The organism is Pseudomonas sp. NPDC077451 (assembly GCF_044543345.1).
In the GTDB taxonomy this organism is placed as follows: domain Bacteria; phylum Pseudomonadota; class Gammaproteobacteria; order Pseudomonadales; family Pseudomonadaceae; genus Stutzerimonas.
Genome location: NZ_JBITVX010000007.1, coordinates 66,267 through 88,923, shown reverse-complemented (window position 1 = coordinate 88,923; position 22,657 = coordinate 66,267). Strand labels below are relative to the sequence as shown.

The following is a 22,657-nucleotide window of genomic DNA, read 5'->3' as shown; positions in this document are numbered from 1 at the left end:
ACAACGCATTTAGCTGGTGGAGTGCCTATGAGAGCAGGTCTGTTTCGTCCTGAAGAGTTCAAGGATAACTGCGGCTTCGGTCTGATCGCCCACATGCAAGGCGAGGCAAGCCATCACCTGCTTCAGACCGCAATTCAATCACTCACCTGCATGACTCACCGGGGCGGCATCAACGCTGACGGTAAGACCGGCGATGGTTGCGGCCTGCTGATGCAGAAGCCTGACGCGTTTCTTCGCGCCATGGCCAAGCAGCATTTCGATGCCGATCTGCCGGCGCACTACGCCGTCGGGATGATCTTCCTCAGCCAGGATGCGGCCAAGGCGGAAACGGCCCGGACCAGCCTCAACGAACAGATTGCTGCCCAGGGTCTGACCCTGGTTGGCTGGCGTGAGGTTCCAGTCGATACCACCGTTTTGGGCCGTCTCGCCTTGGAGCGCCTGCCGCGCATCGAACAGGTATTCGTCGCTGCGGAAGGCCTGTCTGAGCGTGATTTCGGCATCAAGCTGTTCTTCGCTCGTCGCCGTGCCGAAGTTGCCCTCGCAGATGACAAGGAATTCTACGTCTGCAGCCTCTCCGATAAAGACATCATCTACAAAGGTTTGATGATGCCGGCGGACCTGGCGCAGTTCTATCCCGATCTCGGCGATGAGCGTCTGGCCACGGCCATCTGCGTGTTCCATCAGCGCTTCTCCACCAACACGATGCCGCAATGGCCGTTGGCTCAACCGTTCCGTTTCCTCGCTCATAACGGCGAGATCAACACCATCACTGGTAACCGCAACTGGGCGCAGGCGCGCCGACTGAAGTTTGCCAATGAGCTGCTTCCGGACCTGGAAGCCCTCGATCCGCTGGTCAACCGTACGGGCTCCGACTCCTCAAGCATGGACAATATGCTGGAGCTGTTGGTCACCGGCGGTATGGATTTGTTCCGTGGCCTGCGCATGATCATTCCTCCGGCCTGGCAGAACGTCGAGACGATGGATCCCGATCTGCGCGCCTTCTATGAATTCAACTCCATGCACATGGAGCCTTGGGACGGTCCTGCGGGCGTAGTGCTCACCGATGGCCGCCATGCGATCTGCCTGCTCGACCGCAATGGTCTGCGCCCTGCGCGATGGGTTACGACGACGAACGGCTACATCACTCTGGCTTCCGAAGTGGGTGTCTGGGATTACAAGCCGGAAGACGTGATCGCCAAGGGTCGTGTCGGGCCGGGGCAGATCCTGGCGGTGGATACCGAAACCGGACAGGTACTGCATACCGATGACATCGATAACCGTCTGAAGTCTCAGCATCCGTACAAGACCTGGTTACGCCAGAACGCGTTGCGTATCCAGTCGACCCTGGACGATAACGACCATGGCTCGGCGTTTTACGATGCCGACCAGCTTAAGCAATACATGAAGATGTTCCAAGTCACCTTCGAAGAGCGTGATCAGGTTCTGCGTCCTCTTGCGGAGCAGGGTCAGGAAGCTGTCGGCTCCATGGGCGACGACACCCCGATGGCTGTGCTGTCGCGCCGAGTTCGCTCACCGTTCGACTACTTCCGTCAGCAATTTGCGCAGGTCACCAACCCGCCGATTGACCCGCTGCGCGAGTCGATCGTGATGTCACTGGAAACCTGCCTGGGCGCAGAGCGTAACGTCTTCGAAGAAACCGCCGATCACGCCAATCGCGCGATCCTGACCACACCAGTGATCTCTCCTGCGAAATGGCGGACGATCATGGAGCTCGATCGTCCAGGTTTCGAGCGCCATCTGATCGACCTCAACTATGACGAGTCCCTCGGCCTGGAAGCGGCGGTTCGCAATATCGCTGACCAAGCTGAAGAGGCCGTGCGCAGCGGCAAGGTCATGCTGATCCTCAGCGACCGCAATATCCAGCCGGGCAAGCTGCCGGTGCATGCATCGCTGGCCGTAGGTGCGGTGCACCACCGCCTGATCGAAACAGGCCTGCGCTGTGACTGCAACATTCTGGTGGAAACCGCCACTGCACGCGACCCACATCATTTTGCCGTTCTGATCGGTTTCGGTGCGACTGCAGTCTATCCTTTCCTGGCGTTCGAAGTGCTTGGCGACCTGATCCGCACTGGCGAAGTACTTGGCGACCTCTACGAGGTGTTCAAGCACTACCGCAAGGGGATCTCCAAGGGCCTGCTGAAAATCATCTCGAAGATGGGCATCTCGACCATCACCTCGTACCGTGGCGCCCAGCTGTTCGAGGCCGTGGGTCTGGCGGATGAGATTGTCGATGTCAGTTTCCGTGGGGTCGCCAGCCGTATCAAGGGCGCTCGCTATGCTGATCTGGAAGCCGAGCAGAAGGCTCTAGCGACCGAGGCCTGGAGTGCACGCAAGCCGATCCAGCAGGGCGGCTTGCTGAAGTTCGTCTACGGTGGTGAATACCACGCCTACAACCCCGACGTCGTAGCGGCGTTGCAGGTCGCCGTGCAGGAAGGCGACTACAGCCGCTTCAAGGAATACACCGCACTGGTCGACCAGCGTCCGGCCGCGATGCTGCGCGACCTGCTCAAACTGAAGGTGTCTGATCAGCCACTGGCGCTTGAAGAAGTCGAGCCGCTCGAGAAGATCCTCAAGCGTTTCGACTCCGCCGGCATTTCGCTCGGCGCGCTGTCCCCGGAAGCGCACGAGGCGATTGCCGCGGCGATGAATCGCATTGGCGCACGCTCAAACTCCGGTGAGGGCGGCGAAGATCCCGCGCGTTATCGCACCGAGCGCAGCTCGAAGATCAAGCAGGTGGCCACTGGCCGCTTCGGTGTCACGCCTGAATACCTGGTCAACGCCGAAGTGCTGCAGATCAAAGTCGCACAGGGTGCCAAGCCCGGCGAAGGTGGCCAGCTGCCGGGTGGTAAGGTCAACGGCCTGATCGCCAAGCTGCGTTACGCGGTGCCGGGCGTCACGCTTATTTCGCCACCGCCGCACCACGACATCTATTCGATCGAGGATCTGGCCCAGCTGATCTTCGACCTCAAGCAGGTCAATCCCAAGGCGCTGGTTTCGGTCAAGCTGGTGGCCGAGCCTGGGGTCGGCACCATTGCCGCTGGCGTTGCTAAGGCCTACGCCGACCTGATCACCATCTCCGGCTACGACGGTGGCACAGGCGCCTCGCCGTTGACCTCCATTCGTTATGCCGGCTCCCCCTGGGAACTCGGTCTGGCCGAAACGCACCAGACCCTGCGTGGCAACGACCTGCGGGGTAAGGTTCGCGTACAGACCGACGGCGGGCTGAAGACCGGCCTGGACGTGGTCAAAGCCGCTATTCTCGGCGCCGAGAGCTTCGGTTTCGGCACCGCCCCGATGATTGCGCTGGGTTGCAAGTACCTGCGTATTTGCCATCTGAACAACTGCGCCACCGGTATCGCCACGCAGAACGATCAGCTACGCAAAGACCATTTCATCGGCACGGTCGACATGGTGGTCAACTTCTTCACCTTCGTCGCCGAGGAAACCCGCGAGTGGCTGGCTCGGCTTGGTGTGCGCACCCTGCAGGAACTGATCGGGCGTACCGATCTGCTCGAGCTGCTGCCAGGTGAAACCGCCAAGCAGAACCATCTGGATCTGTCGCCGTTGCTCGGCAGCGATCACATTCCGGCCGACAAGCCGCAGTTCTGTGAGGTAGAGAAGAACCCACCGTTCGATCAGGGGTTGCTGGCCGAGGAAATGGTCAAACTCGCTCGTGCTGCCATTGATGCCAAGAGCGGCGGTGAGTTCGAACTGGACATCTGCAATTGCGATCGCTCCATCGGCGCTCGTGTCTCCGGCGAGATCGCCCAGGTGCATGGCAACCAGGGCATGAAGGACGCGCCGATCACCTTCCGCTTCAAGGGCACAGCCGGTCAGAGCTTCGGCGTCTGGAACGCGGGTGGCTTGCATCTGTATCTGGAAGGGGATGCCAACGATTACGTCGGTAAAGGCATGACCGGTGGCAAACTGGTGGTTACCCAGCCCAAGAGCAGCGTTTTCGAATCGCAGCATTCGGCCATCGTTGGCAATACCTGTCTGTATGGCGCCACGGGCGGCAAGTTGTTCGCTGCGGGTACCGCGGGTGAGCGTTTTGCCGTGCGTAACTCTGGCGCCCATGCGGTTGTGGAAGGCACCGGCGATCATTGCTGTGAGTACATGACCGGCGGTTTTGTCTGTGTCCTCGGCAAGACCGGCTATAACTTCGGCTCCGGTATGACCGGCGGTTTCGCCTATGTTCTGGACATGGACAACAGCTTCGTCGACCGGGTGAACAACGAGCTGGTCAACCTGCAGCGGATCACAGGTGAGGCCATGGAAGCCCACCGTAGCCATCTACAGGAAGTGCTGCGCGAATATGTCGCCGAAACCGGCAGCGCATGGGGCGCGAAACTCCTGGAAAACCTCGACGACTATCTGCGTCGTTTCTGGCTGGTGAAGCCAAAGGCGGCCAACCTGGCGTCACTGCTGTCGAGCACTCGGGCCAACCCCCAATAAAAAGCAGGTTCAAGCGGCAAGCCTCGGCAAGATGCCCGAGGCTTGCCCCGCTCCGTGATTGTCACGCAGTCTGCAGCCTTGGGCTTGCGGCTGCCGCTAAGAGGTTTTGAAATGACTGAACGTCTGAATAACGACTTCCAGTTCATCGAAGTCGGGCGCAAGGATCCGAAGAAAAAGCTGCTGCGACAGCGCAAGAAAGAGTTCGTCGAGATCTATGAACCGTTCAAGCCGCAGCAGGCCTGCGAGCAGGCCCACCGCTGCCTGGGTTGCGGCAACCCCTACTGCGAGTGGAAGTGCCCGGTTCACAACTACATTCCCAACTGGCTAAAGCTGGTTTCGGAAGGCAACATCCTCGCCGCGGCCGAACTGGCGCACCAGACCAATACCCTGCCGGAAGTCTGCGGGCGCGTCTGCCCGCAGGATCGCCTGTGCGAGGGTGCCTGTACGCTGAATGACGGTTTCGGCGCGGTCACCATTGGCTCGGTGGAAAAGTACATCGCCGATACCGCCTTCGCCATGGGCTGGCGACCCGATATGTCCAAGGTCAAGCCGACCGGCAAGAAAGTCGCCATCATCGGGGCTGGACCGGCCGGTCTGGGCTGTGCTGACGTACTGGTGCGCAGCGGCGTGACCCCGGTGGTGTTCGACAAGAATCCGGAAATCGGCGGATTGCTGACCTTTGGTATTCCAGAGTTCAAGCTGGAGAAGACGGTCCTCAGCCGTCGCCGTGAAATCTTCACCGGGATGGGGATCGAGTTCCGCCTGAACACCGAAGTGGGCAAGGACGTGACCATCGACCAGTTGCTCGCCGATTACGACGCCGTGTTCATGGGCATGGGCACCTACACCTACATGAAGGGAGGCTTCCCCGGTGAAGACCTTCCTGGCGTCCACGATGCGCTGGACTTCCTGATCGCGAACGTCAACCGCAACCTCGGGTTCGAGAAGTCGCCGGAAGACTTCGTCGACATGAAAGGCAAGAGAGTCGTGGTTCTGGGCGGTGGCGACACGGCGATGGACTGCAACCGCACCTCCATTCGCCAGGGCGCCAAGAGCGTGACCTGCGCTTACCGTCGTGACGCGGCGAACATGCCAGGCTCGCGCAAGGAAGTGAAGAACGCCAAGGAGGAGGGCGTTAAGTTCCTCTTCAACCGGCAACCCATCGCCATTGTCGGCGAAGGCAAAGTTGAAGGCGTCAAGGTCGTCGAGACGCGTCTTGGCGCGCCGGATGCCCGTGGCCGTCGCAGCCCCGAGCCGATTCCTGGTTCCGAAGAAGTGCTGCCAGCCGATGCCGTGGTGATTGCCTTTGGCTTCCGTCCGAGTCCGGCTGACTGGTTCGAAGGCAAGAGCATCCAGACCGATAACCAGGGAAGGGTCGTCGCGCCAGAGATGGGCCAGTTCAAGCACCAGACCAGTAACCCGAAGATCTTCGCGGGTGGCGATATGGTGCGCGGCTCCGATCTGGTGGTGACGGCAATCTTCGAAGGGCGCCAGGCTGCCGAAGGCATCCTCGACTATCTCGAAGTTTGATTTGGAAGGCGGGTCATGCTCCTCTGACCCGCCGAACGGGCGCGCCGCATACGTTGGAAAAGCCTGACTAGAATCAAGCCCATAGATAAAAGGCACGGCGCCCGCCGTGCCTTTTGTTATCTGCTTTGCGACAATGCCGCCACTTTTTCGCTGGAACCCAGACATGACTGCCTTGAAGAATGATCGCTTTCTCCGCGCCTTGCTCAAGCAACCTGTCGACGTCACCCCGGTGTGGATGATGCGACAGGCCGGGCGCTACCTCCCGGAATACCGGTCTAGCCGCAGCAAGGCGGGCGACTTCATGAGCCTGTGCATGAATCCCGAACTGGCCTGTGAAGTCACCCTTCAGCCGCTCGAGCGCTACCCGCTGGATGCGGCGATCCTGTTCTCCGACATCCTCACCGTGCCGGACGCGATGGGTCTGGGGCTGTACTTCGAGACAGGCGAAGGGCCACGGTTCAAGAAAGTCGTCAGCAACATGGCCGATATCGAAGCGTTGCCGGTTCCGGATCCCGAGAAAGACCTGGGTTACGTGATGGACGCGGTACGCACCATTCGCCGCGAGCTTAACGGCCGCGTACCGCTGATCGGCTTTTCCGGAAGCCCTTGGACCTTGGCAACCTATATGGTCGAGGGCGGTTCGTCGAAGGACTTCCGCAAGTCCAAAGCCATGCTCTACGAAAATCCCCAAGCGATGCATGCGCTACTGGATAAGCTCGCGCAGTCGGTGACCAGCTACCTCAACGGGCAGATTCTCGCCGGTGCCCAGGCAGTGCAGATTTTCGATTCGTGGGGTGGCAGCCTTTCTGCCGCCGCATATCAGGAGTTCTCCCTGGCCTATATGCAGAAGATCGTCGATGGGCTGATCCGTGAACAGGATGGTCGCCGTGTGCCGGTGATTCTGTTCACCAAAGGCGGTGGGTTGTGGCTGGAAACCATGGCAGATACCGGAGCTGAAGCGCTGGGCCTCGACTGGACATGCGATATCGGCAATGCGCGGGCGCGAGTGGGCGACAAGGTCGCGCTACAGGGCAATATGGATCCCAGCGTGCTGTTCGCCAAGCCGGATGCCATTCGTGCCGAGGTCGGGCGCATCCTGGCCCGCTTCGGTCATGGCAACGGGCATGTATTCAACCTGGGTCACGGCATTACCCCCGAAGTCGATCCGGCTCACGCCGGCGCGTTCATCGAGTCGGTTCACGAGCTCTCGGCGCAATACCACCGCTGATTCGTTGCCGAAAAAAGAGCCGCTTAAAGCGGCTCTTTTTTGTTCAGGCTTTCGCTCAGGGCTGTTGATAGTGGCCTGGCGTAGTGCCTGGTTCATGTTCGTGAACCAGTTTGGTTACGCGGATATCGGTAATACCGATGACTTCGGCCTGTTCAAGTATCTTGCCCTCGTCAGCTCCCGCCTCCGGCATCACCAGGCTGTTTTCGGCGTCGCCGTTGTGAAGCTCGATGAGATGCCGAGCGGCACTGGCCTGCGACATGCGTTCTTCTTCCGAGTCAATGACGTGGTTACGCGGCTCGCTCTGGAAGAGGTAGTTGATTTCGAACTTGTGCGTTGACTTGCCAAACATGGGCAGCTCCTTGAAGGGGAAGGTTCTGCTTCTGTTGACTCGCCGGTCCAGTTATTCGTTCGGCAAGGAAGACAACTGGATCGTTGTCTCGCGCGCCGGGTGCAGCGCTCGGTTTCGCTCTATGGCCCCGAGCGCTGCGGGCTTTACTTGACCTTCGCCAGGTTGCCCTTGATCGCAACCCCGGCCATGATCGCGCCGGCATGGCACTCGTACTTCTGACTGTCTTTGTATTCGACGTGCTTGTAATTGCTGGCGATGTCCACCACGGCATTGGCGCCAGCCGCCTTGGCGGCCTGCTGCATGCCGATCAGCGCCGATTGCATTGCCCAGCTGCAGGCACCCTCGTCAGTTTTGTTGAACGCGTTGGTTTTCTTGCTGGTGGTAACGTCACGGCGGATGACTTGGGCGCCCTTGGGTGTCCTGCCAGCCAGGTAGAACTTCACGCTGCCGTCGAGTTTGCCTGAGGCCGTTGCCTCGGCCACTACCTGATCGAATGGCAGGTAGTGAGTGGTGTCGCGCGCCTGGCTGATTCCGGGTAATGCGCAGAGCACCAGTGCTGCGCCGATCCATGTGTTCTTGTTCATTGCTTTTTCCTTGCGGTGTTTTGGTTGAAAGGGTCAAGTCCAGCGGCGGAAGATTAACGAAGTGTTGATGCCGCCAAAGGCGAAATTGTTGTTCATCACGTATTCGTGCTGCATCGCACGGGGTGCGTCGATGAGGTAGTCCAGCTCGCCACAGCGCGGATCGATGCTGTTCAGATTCAGGGTATGAATATAACGGTCGCTATTCATCATCTCGATGCTGAACCAGGATTCCAGAGCGCCGCAGGCGCCTAGCGTGTGGCCGAGGAAGCTCTTCTGCGAGCTGATCGGCATGCCGCTGCCGAATAGCGATTGGGTGGCCAGGGTTTCGGCGATATCGCCCTGCTCGGTGGCGGTGCCATGACCGTTCACGTAGCCAATGGCGTCGGGTTGCAGACCGGCGTCTTCCAGCGCCAGCTCCATGGCGCGACGCATGGTCAGCTGTTCGGGCTTAGTCGCGTGCTGGCCGTCGGCATTGCTGCCAAAGCCAATCAGTTCGGCGTGGATCGTGGCGCCACGGGCAAGGGCATGCTCGAGCTCTTCCAGCACCAGCATTCCAGCACCTTCGCCGATCACCAGGCCATCGCGGCCGGCGTCGTAGGGGCGCGGAGAGGTATGCGGCGCGTCGTTCTTCAGGCTGGTGGCATACAGGGCATCGAAGACCATGGCTTCGGTGGCGCAGAGTTCCTCGGCGCCGCCGGCAAGCATCATGGGCAGACGCCCAAACTTGATCGTCTCGTAGGCGTAGCCGATTCCCTGGCTGCCGCTGGTGCAGGCGCTCGACGTAGGAATCACACGGCCAGTCAGGCCGAAGAAGATGCTGATGTTGGCCGCCGTGGTGTGCGGCATCATGCGGATATAGGAGTTGGCGTTCAGCCCTTCGGCCACCGAGTTGAGTAGCATATTGCCGAAGGCCTTGATTTCCTCGGTGCTGCCGGTGGATGAGCCACAGGCGACGCCCATCCGGCCGTCACGGATCGACGGGTCATCGAGCAGGCCAGCATGGGTGAGCGCCTGTTCAGCGGCCTTCACCGACAGCCGCGAGACCCGTCCCATGCTGCGCAGTTGTTTGCGCGTCCAGTGCCTGGGGACGGCGAAGTCATCCACCGGTCCCGCCAGTCGGGTGTTGAGCTCAGTGAACCGGTCCCACTCGTGCATGTAGCGAATGCCGCTGCGGTCTCTGCTGAAGTGGGCTTCGATACTGGCCCAGTCGCTGCCCAGTGAGGTGATGCCGGCCATGCCGGTGACAACGACGCGTTTCATCAGCACAACCCGCCGTTGACCGCGAGAACCTGACGGGTGATGTAGCTGGCCTCTTCCGACATCAGAAAGTTGACCGCGCCAGCGACTTCTTCAGGCGTGCCCATGCGCTGTGCTGGAATCATCTTGAGCATCTCCTCGATGGGCAGGTTGTCGTCGAGCATGTCGGTATCGATCAGCCCGGGCGCGACGCAGTTGACGGTGATGCGTCGTTTACCGAGTTCCACAGCCAGAGCCTTCGCCGCGCCGATCACGCCGGCCTTTGACGCGCTGTAGTTGACCTGGCCGCGGTTGCCGATCAGCCCCGACACCGAGGTAATGCAGACGATTCGTCCAGGCTGGCGGCGACGTATCATCGGCATGGTCAGTGGCTGCAGGACATTGTAGAAACCGTCCAGGTTGGTGCGCATGACCAGATCCCAGTCGTCCTCGGTCAGGGCTGGAAAGGCGCCGTCGCGGGTTAGCCCGGCGTTGCACACCACGCCGTAATAGGCGCCATGGGTTTCGACATCGGCTTCCAGCTGTTCACGACATTGCGCGCGATCCGCCACGTCGAACTGCAGGATCCGCGCCGCGCGGCCCATTTCCTGAATCTGCGTCTGGACGGTTTCCGCCTCGTCCCGCCGCGCGCGGCAATGCAGGACGATGTCGTGACCACTTTGTGCCAGGCGCAACGCAATGGCGCGGCCGATGCCGCGACTGGAACCGGTGACGAGGATGCTGTTACTCATGGGGAAGGCTCTTGCAGATAGCTCGCCACTTCGGGCGGCCGGTACACGTTGAGGCGCGCCTCGGCATGGATGCCAGGCCCGTCGAGATGGCATTCGAACACGCCCATGCCGTTGTCATCCTGCAGCGAACGCAGCGCATGGATGCGTAACCGGCTACCGGCTGGGAACTGCTCTACATTGCATTGGAAGCGGCGGGTGCCCAGTAAAAAACCTAATTCCACTGGTTGTCCGGCCTGGCGCGCCTGGCAGCCAGCAAAGGCGGCGACCGTCTGCGCCATGATCTCGATGCCGACCCAGGCCGGCAGGCTGCCGTCGGCCAGGTTGAGCAGGCCGGCGCTTTTGACCCGCAGGTGGGTCGTGATGCTGTCCGCATCAAAAGACTCGACCGCATCGAGCAGGATCATGTCTCCCGCATGAGGCAGTAGTCCAGCTACTGGCCAATCAATCATGGCGCATCTCCCAGGATCAGGCTGATGTTATTGCCACCAAAAGCAAAGGAGTTGCTCATCGTTCGCCGCTGCCCGGCCGCTGTCGCTTGGGTGCCGGGTGCAACCAGACTCAACCATGGCAGGTCGGCGTCTTGCTCGCCGTCCCAGCGATGCGGCGGCAACTGCTGTGCAGGGTTATGGTCGGATAGGGTCAGCCAGCAGAACGCCGCTTCCAGCGCTCCGGCGGCACCCAGGGTATGGCCGGTGAGCGGCTTGGTGGACGAGCAGGGCACGCCGGCTGGAAACACCGAAGCCACAGCCAGGCTTTCCATTGCATCGTTGTGTCGCGTAGCGGTGCCGTGCAGGTTCAGGTAGCTGATCTGCTCGGCAAGAACTGCGGCGCTGCCCAATGCTTTGCCCATCGACTCTATCGCGCCTAGCCCCTGCGGGTCGGGGGCCGAGATGTGATGCGCATCGGAACTGGCGCCGCCGCCTAGCAGGGCAATCGGGGCGCGTTCACGGGTCATCAGGAACACAGCCGCCGCTTCGCCAATATTGATGCCGTCCCGGTTGACCGAGAACGGATTGCAGACATGGGCGCTGGTCGCCTCCAGCGAGCTGAAACCACGAAGGGTCAGGTCACACAGCGAATCCACCCCGCCACATATAACCGCATCGCAGACGCCCGCATCCAGCAGTCGTTTGGCACTGAGCAGTGCGCGTGCACTCGACGTACACGCCGTGGATATCGCGTAGCTCGGGCCGCTGAGCTGCAGTCGCTCACTGATGAAGCTGGCCGGTGCACAAAGCTCTTGATGGGTGTAGTGATAGCTGGACGGCAATTGGCCGTCACGTACCAGACGGGCTATTCCCTGGGTCGCCTCCTGAATACCGGAGGTGCTCGTCCCATGACCACGCCGACACGGCTTGGGCCGAAGCGGGAAATTGCTTCATCCACTTCGCATGCGATTTCGTCCAGGGCAGCCAACAGCAGCTGGTTGTTGCGGGTGGCGTGCTGCAGCGGCGCATCGGCAAGCGAGGGTAGCTCGACAGTGGCGGCGCCGACCGGCAGACGGCGACCGGCAATCATCTGGGGATGCGGCTGCATACCTGAGCTGTCGCCTGCCAGCAGGCGGCGTGCGACTTCAGCCTTGCCGCGCCCCAGGGCGCAAATCAGCCCGAGTGCATTGAGGTAGGCGGTCATTGTTGGCGGGCTCCGGCTGGCGCGATAGGCGCGACACGATAGGTCAGCGTCGGTTCGACGTCGAGTTCGAAGCCGCCATTTTTCTCATAGCGAACGTGCCAGGCCGAGGTATCGTCTGCCAGCGACCGGCCGTTTTGCTGAAGCGCCCAACGCTTACCAGCATAGAGCTCGTCCAGCTGCTCAGCGGGGCTGAGTGCGAATAGCAAGGCGGCAAACAGCGCACGCGCTTCGGCATTCGGAGGCAGCAGCCCATCGGCTTGCCAGCGTCCATCAAGGAGTAGCTGGCGCGCCAGCGGGACGCCCAGTGGGTTGAACAGCGACCAACGCAATGCAGCCCCTTCTTGCTGAATCACCAATAGCCAATCGTCGGTTTCGCCCTGCTCGTGACGCTGGATATGCAACTGCATCGGCAGCGACAGCCGTGGCGCCTGGCTCGGCAAGGGCTGTTGCTGCGCGCAGGCGCCGAGCAACAGCAGCAGCGGTAGCCAGATCAGACGTGACAGCTTGTGTTTCATCGAAATCATGCAGGCGCCGGAGTGGCGCAGAGCTCGGCCAATACGCGCAAGCGGCGTCTGGGCTCCGCGACGTAGGGGTTGCTGTTGTCCCAGGCGTAACCGGCGAGGATCGAGCAGATCATGCGGCGAATCTCCGGCTGGGCGCGTTCGTAGTAGATCACGTCCTGAAAGCTACCGTCGTACCAGCCCTCGACATAGGCGCGGAAGGTATCCACGCCCCGCTTCAGAGGGGTCGAGAATTCGCCGTCCCAGTCCACGGTCTCGCCGTTCAGCTGCCGGTGCAGTACCGCAGCCGCCATGCTTGCCGAGCGCATCGCAATGGTGACCCCGGACGAAAAAACTGGGTCGAGAAACTCGGCCGCATTGCCCAGAAGCGCAAAGCCGGGGCCGTGCAGCGCTTTGACGTTCGCCGAGTATCCGTTGATCAAGCGTGCCGGCGTGTCCCATTCAGCGTGCTTGAGGATGCGCTGCAGGTTAGGGGCCTCCAAGACGAACGCCTTGAGACAGGCGTCCAGATCCAGCGGGCGTCCAGCGTAACGCTCCGCGCTGGCGACGACGCCCAGAGAGCAGCGGCCGTCGCTGAAGGGGATGGTCCAGAACCATACATCGCGCCATTCAGGGTGGGTGGTGATGAGGATTTTGTTGCGGTCGAAATGCGGGTCTTCAATGTTGTCCCTGATGTGAGTGAACACCGCACGGCGCAGCGGAAAGTTCGACGGCGCTTCCAGGTCGAGCAAGCGCGGCAGCACCCGGCCGTAGCCACTGGCGTCGAGGACAAAGTCGGCATGCAGCGCATATTCGCTACCGTCGAGGCGGCGGACCTGCAAGTACGGGTGCGGGCCGTCGAAATCCGCGGCGGTAATTTCCTCTTCGTAACGAATCTCTACGCCTTGCAGAGCGGCCTGGTCGGCCAACAGCTGGTCGAAATCCGCGCGCTGCACCTGATAGGTGCTGCCGTGGCCTTCGGTGAATTTGTCGCGGAAATCGAACTCGGTGTAGCGGTCACCGCAACCGAACGCTGCGCCATGTTTGATCTGAAAACCTGCGGTCTGTACCGCTTCGAGCATCCCGGCTTCCTCGATGAAATCCAGGCAATGCGAAAGCAGGCTCTCTCCGATCGAAAAGCGTGGAAACCGCTGTCGTTCGATGATCAGCACGTCATGCCCCTGACGCTTGAGCAGGGCAGCGGCGATGGCCCCGGAAGGCCCTGCGCCAATAACGACGACGCTACGTTTTTCTGAATGCGAGGAAGCCTTCATGTATTCGACTCGACAAGGGTGGCGGATGCCGGTTGTTGCCGGCGGGTTTGATAAGACAGGTGGTTATTCGGGCGATTGCCTTGGTCTGGTCGCGTTGGAAACTCAGCCAAGGGCCGCCGAGGCCATAACCAGGCATTACGCTGGGCAGTCAAGATGCTGGCTCTTCGGTGGTTTTTGCCGCCCAAGGCGCGAGCAGAAACGCAAATACCAGACCGATGCCCACCGCCAGGCCAAAGTTGCTCACAGCCGGTGTGCTCGACAGGGCCAGGAGGCCGAACGATAGCCAGGTCGTGACGGCCGCGAGTAGCGTGCCGACCAGGCTCACCGCAGCGCCACCGATCCGCTCACGCATGAGAATCGCGTAGTCCACCCCGATTGCCGTGACCAATAACAGGCCGAACAGGCCAAACAGGGTCAATGGCTGGCCCAGCCAGCCGAGGCAGGCAAGGCTGCCAAGCGCTGCAAGTAGCGGAACAGCCAGGCAGCGCAGGGCGCCGCTCCAGCCGAACGGCAGGCACAGCAGAGCCAGGATAACGACAGCGGCAAACGTCTTGAGCAGTGCCGCCTGGCGCTGGGTCTCGGCAAATAAGCGATTCAGCTCTGCGGGCCGGTCGATGAGGCTGACCCCGTCAATACCGTCTGCCAGGCCGTGCAGCGCCGAACTGTCGCGCAGTCCTTGCAGGCTGATCAGGCCGGCAACCGTGCCGTCGCTTCGCGTGCCCAGCCAAAGCGGGCGCCACGGTTCGGCAATCGGTCCTGCCAGCACCTGATCCAGGCCTGTCACTGGTTGTGCCTGCAGGGCGGCAAGTTCCTTTTCGAGCGCCCCAGCAGTCATGCCAAGCGCCAGCAGTGGCTGGCTGTGTTCCAGCAGGCGCGGCAGGGCGAGATGCAGGTTTTCCTGGGCGACGGTCGAGGCCGCCAACTGGCTCAGGGCTAAATAACCGTGCAGCTTCTGCTCCGCCACCAGCTGGTCAAGGCGAGTGCCGAGCGCTCCCTGGCGCTCCAGTAACTCGTCAGCCGTCTGCGCGCGAACCAGGAAATACTGGCTGGTCGGCTCGAAGCCAGTGATTTGCCCGATGCGCTCGGCTTGTTGTTGCAGCGCCGGCGCGCGGCTGACCCATTGGCGCAGGTCATCCTTGAACGACACCTGGCTGATGCCGGCCAGGCAGAACACCACGAAGCCGGCCAGCAGCCAGCTCGACGGTAGCCGACCGAGCAGCCGTTGACGCAGAGCCAAGGCGCGTTCAGCCCAGCTCAGTGGGGCCGCCCACGGCTGCAGTGGCACGTTCACCAGCGAGGGGAGCAGGCAGGTCGCACAAGCGAAGGCACCCAGCAGTCCTGCGGCAGAAAAGACGGCGACCTGGCTCAGTGCCGGAAACGGGGTAAATGCCATGGCTAGATAGCCGATGACGTTGGTCGCCAGCGCCAGGGCCAGGCCGGGCAGCGTCAAGCGTAAGGCCCGAAATGCCTGCCAGGGCTGCAGCGTCCAGCTTTTGGACAAATAATGCAGCGGGAAATCGATGCTGACACCGACCAAGCTGGCCCCGAGCACGAGGGTCAGCACATGGATCTGACCGAACAGTGCAACGCAGGCCGCGGCGCCGCTGAGCGCCCCGACCAGCACCGGCAAGGCGACCAGCAGGACGCGCGGTGTACGAAACAGCAGATGGAGCAAGGCGAGCGTGGCGACGAGCGAGACGCTGCCAATAAGGCTCGCTTCCTCACGCGCCTGGCGCTGCCCGTATGCCGCATGTAGCACGCCGCCAGCCGCGAGCAGTTTGCCCTGCTGGGACTCGACCCGGTGGCGAGCGGCGCGGACCTGATCGTCGACCAGGAGTGGCAGCTTGTCATCAAAGGCGTCGCCGTGGATTTGCGCATGGATCACGGCCCAACGCTGGCCGTCATGTTCGGCCAGCAATGCGCCATCGAGGCGCGGATGGATATTGCCCGGATGCGGGAGCCGACGCTGCGCCAGGTCGGCCAAGCCGAACCAGTCTTCTTCGACCGGCACGAGGCTGGTGCTTTCGAACGGGCTGAACAGGCGCTGCAGGCGTTGTTGAATGAAGTCTTGGGGTGAGGCGATCAGGGCTTCGCGGCTGGCCCGGTCGAGCAATACCAGTCGTTGATCCAGCAACTGCTGGCGCATCGCTGGCAAATCGGCCTGCACAGAGCGACGAACCTGTGCGAACAGGCCGCTGGCCTTGAGGTTGCCAGCGGCTTCCTTGGCCAGCGCGACGGCCGTGTCTTCGTCTTCATGCTGAACCAGCAGCATCAGGTCGCGATTGAGCGGGGCCTGCACGCGCTGCTCGGCGAGTTGCTCCAGTTCCCCTGGCGCGCCGCTGGGGAGCAGCTGTAGCAAATTGGCGCTGATCGGCGGGCCATTGCGCCATTGCCATGCGGTCAACGCGACCAGTCCGAGTAGCGCCACAAAGAATAGCGAGGAGAGCCAGGCCGGCAGCCTGAGCGCGTGATCAGTCGGCGAGGTCATGGTGTTCGCTGGGGCTCAACTGATCGTCGATCTGAATGTCAGTCAGCAGTAGCAGGGTGCTGTCGCCCTGGGCTTCGACCAGCTCGACACGCTCGGCGGTGGCACCCCCCTGAATCAGAATGGTGGAGAAGATCTGTGCAAGCAGTCGGGAGCGCGGCGTCAGGGTCAGCGCCCAGGCCTGCGCAGTTCCCGTCAGTTGCAGTTCAAAATCGCGCTGCAGGGCTTCGGTATCGCCCTGCAGTACGGCTAGAAAAAGCTCGTTCTGTCGCGCCGCAGGCCCTTGCTGACTGGTCTGCTTCCAGCCGCTGGGCGTGCGTCGGGCAATGCCGGCGGCGCTGATGCGGTAATCCTGTTGCACCGGAGCTTGCAGGAACCACAGCAGACCGCTGTCGCGCGCCAGGACGAAGCTGCCCACGCTGACCAGCGGTTGGGGCAGTGCGCGCAGGTATTTCTCCTGGGTGAAGGTGCCACGAACAACCGTGGGTTCGCGCAACTGCAGGCTGAGTTGGACCAGATCGAAGGCGTTGGCGCGGGTGGTCAGCGCCAACAGCAGGCTCAGTGCGACCAGCAAGGCCCAGCAAGGGCTGTTGAATAAACGCTTCACAGCAGCGCGCGCTCCACGGCTTCGACCAGCACCTTTGGCGAAGCCAGCAGCATTTCGCGGCTGGCGATCTCCACGGCAACTTGCACGGTGCTCCCGCGCGTCATGCGCTCACCGGTTTCGGCGTCGCTGATCAGGTAGTTGATCTTCAGGCGGTTCTCCCACTCGACCAGGTCGGCGCGAACAACGATGCGCTGATTGAAACGGGCGCCGCGCATGTAGCGCAGCTGTACGTCGATGATCGGCCAGGCGTAGCCGGCTTCTCTCATCTGCACATAGTTGTGGCCAATGCGGTCGAGCAGAGCGCAGCGCGCCATCTCGAAATACTTGACGTAATGGCCGTGCCAGACGATGTCCATGGAATCGACGTCGAAGAAGGGCACCAGCACTTCGATCTCTGCCTGCAGTACGCCGCTCTTACGCATAAAGCCCCCAATGCTGCGCACGAATTCGCTCGAGGCAAAGGCGCAGTTCGCCTTCCAGCGCACGGTCTTCGATCAGCGGTGGGAAGTCTTCGCCAAGCGCCTCGTGCATCCGCGATAGCGGTGCCGGTAGCGGCCGCGCGCCCTGCTGACGTTGACGCAGCCAGACGCCCTGGTTCGCGGCGATCAGCGTGGCGGCGGCGACCTGCTCGGTCAGTTCCAGGCTGCGCAATGCGTCGCGCGCGGCAATGGTGCCCATGCTCACTTTGTCCTGGTTGTGGCACTCGGTCGAACGCGAAAAAACGCTGGCCGGCATGCTGTTCTTCAGGGCTTCCGCGGTCCAGGCGCTGGCGCCGATCTGCACGGCTTTGAAGCCATGGTTGATCATCGCTGTGGCTTCGGGGGCGCCGGACAGGTTGCTCGGCAAACCGTGGTTGTAACGAGTATCGACCAGCAAGGCGAGCTGCCGGTCGAGCAGGTCCGCGATGTTGGCGACGAGATTCTTCAAACTGTCCATGGCGAAGGCGATATGTCCGCCATAGAAATGTCCGCCATGCAGCACCCGCTCGTTTTCCGCGTCGATGATCGGGTTGTCGTTGGCGCTATTCAGTTCGGTTTCGATGAACTGCCGCAGCAGGCCCAGGCTGTCGGCGAGCACACCGAGCACGTGCGGGGCGCAGCGCAGCGAGTAACGGTCCTGCAGGCGATGCAGCGGCGCAGCCGGCGCCTCGATGGCCAAGTCCTGACGAATCCAGGCGGCCACTTGCATTTGCCCAGGGTGCGGCTTGGCAGCGAACAGGCGCTCGTCGAAATGTTCCGGGTTGCCTTCCAGTGCGATGACGTTGAGCGCGGTGATCCGGGTCGCCAGTTTCAGCAGGTAATCGGCGCGGGCATAGGCCAGACAGGCCAGGCCGGTCATCACTGCGGTGCCGTTCATCAGCGCCAGGGCCTCCTTGGGACGGAGAGTCAGCGGCGTCCAGCCAAGTTGGCGGTGTACCTCGGCGGCGCTGCGGCGTTCGCCCCGATACATCACCTCCCGCTCGCCAGCCAGGGTCGCCGCGACATAGGACAGCGGCGTGAGGTCACCGCTGGCGCCGACCGAGCCTTCTTCTGGGATCAATGGCAGCACGTCATGTTCAAGGAACGCCTGCATGCGCTCGAGCAACTCGATGCGTACCCCAGACATGCCGTGCGTCAGCGAACGCAGGCGGGCGGCCAGGACCGCGCGCGTGGCTTCCGCGTCGAGCAGCTTGCCCAGGCCGCAGCCGTGAAAGGTGAACAGATGCTGCGGCAGGGCCTCGACCTGGTGCAGCGGCACTGCCACCACGCAGGAATCGCCATAGCCGGTGGTTACGCCGTAGATCACACCTTCGCGGTCGAGCAGGGTGTCGAGAAACCGTGCACCGCGGGCGATCCGTTCGCGGAACGCCGCGTCGCTCTGCAGCCGGGCGGGCGCACGGCCCTGGGCCACGGCCAGCAGGTTCTCGATACGCAGGTGGTTTTCGCCAAAGATGACGGGTTCAGCGTTGTTCATGGGTGTCCCAGAAAGGGTAGAAGTTGAACCATTGCAAGGGGGCCTCCAGGCAGCGTGCCGCCAGTCGATCCGCGTAGCGCTGCACCCAGCGCTGCACAACGGCATCGCGTTCGCCTCGGCGCCATTCGATGCAGTCGGCGAAGGGCTCCAGATGGACATGAAATTGCTCGCCCTGTTTCAGGCAGAACAACAGATTTGCCGGACATTGCAGCAACCCGGCCAATAGCCAGGGGCCCTGTGGAAAAGCGGCCGGCTGTCCGAGGAAGTCGGCGGTGGCAATGCGCGCGCCCTGTAGCGGTACCCGGTCACCGGCGATGGCCAGCCATTCGCCTTGGTCCAGCCGGTGAGACAACTCCATCATGATCGCCGGGTCGAGCTCACTGACCTGGATCAGCCGCAAGTTATTCGCGCCGGACTCGTTCAGTAGCCGGTTGAATTGTTCGGCGTGGCGGGTATGTACCAGAACGTTCATTCTGACCTTGCGGCCCATTTCTGCCAGGGCTCGGCAGATCTCCAGATTGCCCAGGTGCGAGCCGACCAGCAGTTGGCCACGCGGCGCCTTGAGGTCAGCGTGCAGGTTGGCGCTGTCATGCAGCACCAGTCGATCCAGCCTCAGGCGTCCACCCCAGACATCGAGCTTGTCCAGCAAGGCATCGGCGAAGGCCATGAATTGGTGATAGACCGAGCGCCAGTTGGGCGCCAGATCGGCGCGGCCGCTGTACGCGGCGAGGTTCTGTTGGTACCGCCAGGCGCTCTGCCGTGCGCTGCGGTTGAACAGGTAGAAATACAGCACGATTAGGTACAGTAGCGGTGCCATGGCACGTCGGCCAAGCAGGCGCACGGCCCAGGCCGTTAGCTTCATCAAGGCAAAGCTGCCCTGCTCGCGGTGCGCGGCCCAATGCGAACCGGCTGCGGCCTTGTCGCTCATCCCCACCACCGGCGCCAGAGCAGCGCGGGCGCCCGCATGAGCATGCCGCCGAACAGTCGTGCGTGCATCGACGAGATCAACAGGTTGTCGCGCCACAGACGGAAATGCGAAACCCCATCGGCCGGGTAGTGCACCCGCGTCGGCAGCCAGACCATCGGCTGCTGTCGCCAGTGCAGGCGAACCAGGATTTCGGTGTCGAAGTCCATGCGCTGACCCAACGTCATCGCGTCGAGCAGGGCCAGGGTGGGGGGCAGCGGATAGACGCGAAAGCCGCACATGGAGTCGCGGATCGACAAGGACAGGGTGTTAATCCAGACCCAGACGTGGGTCAGGTAGCGCCCATAAAGACGCCCCTTCGGCACGCTCGAGTCGTACTGGGGATAACCGCAGATCAGCGCATCCGGCGCCTGGCTGGCGCGGTCGAGAAACAGCGCCACGCAGCCGAGGTCATGCTGGCCGTCGGCATCCACCTGCAGTGCATGGCTGAATCCCAGGCGCGCCGCCTCGCGCAGGCCGGATGCGACCGCTGCGCCTTTGCCCTGATTGTGGCGGTGGCGGAGCAGGTGCACCGAGGGATGTTCTGCCAGTTGATCGATAACCGCCGCCGCTGCCGGGCTGGAGCCATCATCAATGAGCACGCACTGCAAGTCTTCGGCGAGCAACGCGCGAACGACGCCAGGCAGGCTGGCCTCGTGGTTGTACACCGGCACCACCGCACAGGGCTTGAACCAGTCTTCGTCAATCGCTAGCGACAACTGTTGAGGGCTGTCCTTAACGGGCACAGTCGCCATCGCAGGCTCAAGCGGGGTAAGCATGGTCACAGCGGATCTCCCAGCAGAATGCGGCCGGACGAGCAGGGCGCGTCGCCGTTGCGGTATGCGAAATGCAGCTTGCTGCGCTCGCGGTCGAAGCGCAGCGTCAGACTCAACTGGTCTCCCGGACGGGCGAGCTGTTGGAACTTGAGCACTTCCATGCCTTGAAAGCTCGGTGGCAGGTCGGCGATCAGCTCGCGGGCGAGGCCGATGGCCCAGTCGATCTGCACCACGCCGGGCAGAACCGGGGTTTGCGGGAAATGCCCGGTGAAGTGCGCGAGGTCCAGCGGGATGGCCAACTGGAGCTGCCACTGGTCTTCTTCTTGGGAAGCACTGAGTCGCTCCGGCTGCAGCGGGCGCGGCGCCTGCAACAGCGCGTCGAGTTGTGCCTGCGCGAGCTTGCCCTGGCTGTTGCACGGCAGCTGGGCGACTAGCCTCCAGCGGCGCGGTAAGGCTAGCGCTTCGCAGTGGTTTGCCAAGTGCTTACGCAACGTCTCGGTCAATGCGCGTCGACCCCCGTTGCGCAGCGCATGCAGGCCGGCTTCGCTCAGTGCGACCAGTGCCGCGAGGTAGGCGCGATTGTCATTGATCACCCCGAGCCGCGCGTCACTGACGAAAGAGTGAGCGGCCAACGCTGTTTCGAGCATCGGCAGAGCAATGCGTTTCTCTTCCAGCTTGACGATGCGATCCAGCCGGCCGAGCAGCTCGAAGCGTCCGTCTGCTTCGATTCGCGCTGCATCGGCCGTTTGCTCGACGTGGCCTGGGGGCAGGCAAGGCGAGGCGATGCGCAGTGCTCCATGATCGTCCTGGCTCAACTGCACGCCGGCGAAGGGCTGCCACAGGGCGCCGCCTTGGCGCCAGGCGATGCCACCGGTCTCGGAGCTGCCGTAGATCTCGGTCGGTAGCTGACCCAGGCGCTGCTGCAGTCGCTGCCCAGCCTCGGCATCCAGCGCTCCCCCCGAGGAAAAGACCCGGCGCACGCTGCGCAAAGCCGGCCAGTCGAGGTTGTCCCCCATCCGCTTGAGCAACGCCGGGCTGGCCACCCAGCAGAAGCGCGGATGCTGACGGCTGGCCAGCTGGAGGTCTTCGGAGAAAGGTTGCGCGCGGCGCAGAAAGGGACGGCCCGCGCACAACGGCCAGAGCACGCGGAACAGCAGTCCATAGATATGCTGCGCGGCGACGCTGGCAATCACGCAGGCATCGCCGAGGTCGGCGCCCCAGCAGGCTTCGAGTGTTTCCACTTCGTTCGCCAGCTGGCGCAGGCGTTTGTCGATCAGTTTCGGCTCGCCACTGGAGCCGGAGGTGCAGAGCAGCAGTCGGCACTGGTCCAGATCCAGCTTCGCCCCTTCGAGCGGCTCGGCGAACAGCTCCGAGAGATGAGCATCGCCGTCCTGATCGGTCAGCCAGAGATCGGCCTGGTGGGCCAGTCGCGCACGGCTGGCAGGCTGCAGGTCGGCTGGTAGCAATACTGTTACGCCGGCTCGCCAGGCGCCGAGCAGGGCAATCGCCAGCTCGCTGGCGTCCTCCAGATGCACTGCGAGCCTGGCGACGCCGCGGTTACGCAGCCCAGCAGCCACACGCAGCGCTCGTTGGCGCAGCTCGGTATGCTCCAGGGCGGGATCGAGCGTGACCGGTCGCGACGCTGGCGTCTGGGCGAGCAGATGTTCGAGGGGAATCCAGTTCATGTAACGTTCCTGACGCGCTGGCGTATCAACCACTCTCCGGCAAACAACAGTCCCATCAGCAGATAGGCGATCAAGCCGGTGTAAAGCGTCCACCAGCTCAGCGGCGCCCAGAGCGCGAGTGCGCTGGCGATACCGGCGTTGACGATGAAATAGCCCACCCAGACCCAGGTCACCTGCCGGGTATAGCGCACCGCCGCGGGTGGGAGCTCGGGTTCGCTTAGCCGCGCGAGGCGTTCGATGATCGGCATGCCGGAGTAGAGGCTGCCGGCAAACAGGCCAAGCAGCGCCAGGCTGATCAGTACGGGATACCAACGTAACAACGCCGGCTCGTCAGCCAGCCCCAGCAACAGGCAGAACAGCAGCGCGGTCGCTGCCACCGTATTGCTCAGCGGTGTCTGCTTGCCACTGCATAGGCGAGCCAGCCAGAGCGCGCCGAGCAGCAGCGCAAAGAGCCGAGGCGACAGCTGCTCCAGGCCCACATACACAACGAACGGGTAGGCGAGGCCGACCAGCAACAGGGCGAGGCCTGCTAGCCGACTGGCGTTCGCAGTGCCTGTTCGAGCGGGTGTCTGCATCGTGCCGTCCGTTTGCGCATAGGAGCTTGATCCGGGGAGCTCTGGGCTCAC

Annotated in this window: 18 protein-coding genes and 1 pseudogene; 3 read left to right on the top strand and 16 right to left on the bottom strand. The window is 62.5% G+C overall.

Annotation, left to right across the window (positions count from 1 at the left end; translation table 11 throughout):
* Nucleotides 1-27: 27 nt before the first annotated feature.
* From gltB to hemE, 3 genes are all read left to right on the top strand, one after another.
* Nucleotides 28-4,476, top strand: a complete 4,449-nt coding sequence (gene gltB, locus ACIGHL_RS13085; protein ID WP_128120286.1) for a glutamate synthase large subunit — start codon at nucleotides 28-30, stop codon at nucleotides 4,474-4,476.
* Between the two features lie 111 nt (nucleotides 4,477-4,587).
* Entirely contained in the window at nucleotides 4,588-6,006 is a 1,419-nt protein-coding gene (locus ACIGHL_RS13080; RefSeq protein ID WP_128120287.1) for an FAD-dependent oxidoreductase, read from the top strand.
* A gap of 163 nt (nucleotides 6,007-6,169) precedes the next feature.
* A complete protein-coding gene (hemE, locus tag ACIGHL_RS13075) occupies nucleotides 6,170-7,234 on the top strand; it encodes a uroporphyrinogen decarboxylase (RefSeq protein ID WP_128120288.1) in 1,065 nt (354 codons plus the stop codon).
* A gap of 55 nt (nucleotides 7,235-7,289) precedes the next feature.
* Here hemE and ACIGHL_RS13070 read toward each other — a convergent pair whose 3' ends face one another.
* The 16 genes and pseudogenes from ACIGHL_RS13070 to ACIGHL_RS12995 form a co-directional block, all read right to left on the bottom strand.
* Complete coding sequence (locus ACIGHL_RS13070) at nucleotides 7,290-7,583, bottom strand: hypothetical protein (RefSeq protein ID WP_128120289.1); 294 nt, start codon at nucleotides 7,581-7,583, stop codon at nucleotides 7,290-7,292.
* 143 nt (nucleotides 7,584-7,726) lie between these two features.
* Nucleotides 7,727-8,167: an excinuclease gene (locus ACIGHL_RS13065; protein WP_128120290.1), complete on the bottom strand. Its 441-nt coding sequence runs from the start codon at nucleotides 8,165-8,167 to the stop codon at nucleotides 7,727-7,729.
* A gap of 33 nt (nucleotides 8,168-8,200) precedes the next feature.
* Nucleotides 8,201-9,427 carry a beta-ketoacyl-ACP synthase gene (locus tag ACIGHL_RS13060; protein ID WP_128120291.1) on the bottom strand — a complete coding sequence of 409 codons (1,227 nt, stop codon included), beginning with the start codon at nucleotides 9,425-9,427 and terminating at the stop codon, nucleotides 8,201-8,203.
* Nucleotides 9,427-10,155, bottom strand: a complete 729-nt coding sequence (gene fabG, locus ACIGHL_RS13055) for a 3-oxoacyl-ACP reductase FabG (protein ID WP_045430769.1) — start codon at nucleotides 10,153-10,155, stop codon at nucleotides 9,427-9,429. Before fabG ends, ACIGHL_RS13060 begins: the two co-directional genes overlap by 1 nt.
* Nucleotides 10,152-10,604 (bottom strand): hotdog family protein, encoded by a 453-nt coding sequence (locus ACIGHL_RS13050; protein ID WP_128120292.1) that lies wholly within the window; start codon nucleotides 10,602-10,604, stop codon nucleotides 10,152-10,154. The genes fabG and ACIGHL_RS13050 overlap by 4 nt, the downstream gene beginning before the upstream one ends.
* A pseudogene (locus tag ACIGHL_RS13045) lies at nucleotides 10,601-11,787 on the bottom strand (beta-ketoacyl-[acyl-carrier-protein] synthase family protein). The gene ACIGHL_RS13050 and the pseudogene ACIGHL_RS13045 overlap by 4 nt, the downstream one beginning before the upstream one ends.
* On the bottom strand, nucleotides 11,784-12,311 hold the full coding sequence (locus ACIGHL_RS13040) for a DUF3261 domain-containing protein (RefSeq protein WP_128120294.1): 528 nt from the start codon (nucleotides 12,309-12,311) through the stop codon (nucleotides 11,784-11,786). Before ACIGHL_RS13040 ends, ACIGHL_RS13045 begins: the two are co-directional and overlap by 4 nt.
* Nucleotides 12,308-13,561 (bottom strand): NAD(P)/FAD-dependent oxidoreductase, encoded by a 1,254-nt coding sequence (locus tag ACIGHL_RS13035; protein WP_128120295.1) that lies wholly within the window; start codon nucleotides 13,559-13,561, stop codon nucleotides 12,308-12,310. The genes ACIGHL_RS13040 and ACIGHL_RS13035 overlap by 4 nt, the downstream gene beginning before the upstream one ends.
* A gap of 148 nt (nucleotides 13,562-13,709) precedes the next feature.
* Nucleotides 13,710-16,049 carry an MMPL family transporter gene (locus ACIGHL_RS13030; RefSeq protein WP_128120296.1) on the bottom strand — a complete coding sequence of 780 codons (2,340 nt, stop codon included), beginning with the start codon at nucleotides 16,047-16,049 and terminating at the stop codon, nucleotides 13,710-13,712.
* Complete coding sequence (locus tag ACIGHL_RS13025; protein WP_241509130.1) at nucleotides 16,033-16,653, bottom strand: outer membrane lipoprotein carrier protein LolA; 621 nt, start codon at nucleotides 16,651-16,653, stop codon at nucleotides 16,033-16,035. Before ACIGHL_RS13025 ends, ACIGHL_RS13030 begins: the two co-directional genes overlap by 17 nt.
* Complete coding sequence (locus tag ACIGHL_RS13020) at nucleotides 16,650-17,075, bottom strand: acyl-CoA thioesterase (protein ID WP_128120345.1); 426 nt, start codon at nucleotides 17,073-17,075, stop codon at nucleotides 16,650-16,652. The genes ACIGHL_RS13025 and ACIGHL_RS13020 overlap by 4 nt, the downstream gene beginning before the upstream one ends.
* The gene (locus tag ACIGHL_RS13015; RefSeq protein WP_128120297.1) at nucleotides 17,068-18,606 is read right to left on the bottom strand and encodes an HAL/PAL/TAL family ammonia-lyase; all 1,539 of its coding nucleotides are present in this window, start codon (nucleotides 18,604-18,606) and stop codon (nucleotides 17,068-17,070) included. Before ACIGHL_RS13015 ends, ACIGHL_RS13020 begins: the two co-directional genes overlap by 8 nt.
* Nucleotides 18,593-19,534, bottom strand: coding sequence for a lysophospholipid acyltransferase family protein (locus ACIGHL_RS13010; RefSeq protein WP_128120298.1), 942 nt, complete (start codon nucleotides 19,532-19,534; stop codon nucleotides 18,593-18,595). Before ACIGHL_RS13010 ends, ACIGHL_RS13015 begins: the two co-directional genes overlap by 14 nt.
* A complete protein-coding gene (locus ACIGHL_RS13005; protein WP_413818139.1) occupies nucleotides 19,531-20,355 on the bottom strand; it encodes a glycosyltransferase family 2 protein in 825 nt (274 codons plus the stop codon). Before ACIGHL_RS13005 ends, ACIGHL_RS13010 begins: the two co-directional genes overlap by 4 nt.
* Nucleotides 20,352-22,031 (bottom strand): acyl-CoA synthetase family protein, encoded by a 1,680-nt coding sequence (locus tag ACIGHL_RS13000; RefSeq protein ID WP_128120299.1) that lies wholly within the window; start codon nucleotides 22,029-22,031, stop codon nucleotides 20,352-20,354. Before ACIGHL_RS13000 ends, ACIGHL_RS13005 begins: the two co-directional genes overlap by 4 nt.
* Complete coding sequence (locus ACIGHL_RS12995) at nucleotides 22,028-22,606, bottom strand: COG4648 family protein (RefSeq protein ID WP_128120300.1); 579 nt, start codon at nucleotides 22,604-22,606, stop codon at nucleotides 22,028-22,030. Before ACIGHL_RS12995 ends, ACIGHL_RS13000 begins: the two co-directional genes overlap by 4 nt.
* Nucleotides 22,607-22,657 lie beyond the last annotated feature (51 nt).